Annotated in this window: 1 protein-coding gene; it reads right to left on the reverse strand. The window is 67.7% G+C overall.

The genetic code is table 11. The annotated features are described in order from the left end of the window. The coding region (locus KUM32_RS36660; RefSeq protein WP_308408815.1) for a very short patch repair endonuclease at window positions 1-556 on the reverse strand (556 nt) is incomplete at its 3' end. Between the last annotated feature and the right edge of the window lie 85 nt (window positions 557-641).

A 641-nucleotide genomic window follows, 5' to 3' on the forward strand; every position in this document is an offset into this window, starting at 1 on the left:
CGACTGTCCAGCCGGCCTCGCGTAGGAGTCGATCGGTCTCCGTATCCCTGGCTTGGTTGCCTTCGATCTTGGCGCGCCAGAACTCGGCGTTCTTGTGTGATTCCCGAAGGTGTTCCGGACAGCCATGCCAGAAGCAGCCGTCGACGAATACTGCAACCCTGGGCTTAGCGAAGATCAGGTCGGCGGTACGTCGCAATTCTGGCAGTGGCCGGGCCGCCACGCGATAGCGGAGGCCCTGCTTGTGCAGCAAAGACCTCAGCCTCAGCTCGGGGCGGGTGTCTTTGCTCCGATTGGCCCGCATCACGGCGCGCACCGATGGCGAGGAGGCCCAGGAGCCCTCAGCCGGTGGCTCTTCGGTGAGAAGGCCCTTCTCCCAGGCCATCTTCCAGCCCTCGGCGAGGTTCGCGGCCCGGGTATCGTGTTCGACCTGTCCGAGGTAGCGGGCCGGGGACTTGCCGCCGTCGGACCAGCGCAGGTACGCGCGAATGCGTCGTGTGTCGGGAAGGACCTTCAGCTCCACAGAGGCCCGGGCGAAGCGCCCCTTGCCGAGGTCCACAGATCGCCTGTGACGACCGCCGGCCGCCCGGTCCTGCTCAGCGGCGATGGCGGAGCGTGCCCTGCCGGGCCGCCCCTTCCACGCC

Source organism: Streptomyces sp. AC627_RSS907, assembly GCF_019049165.1.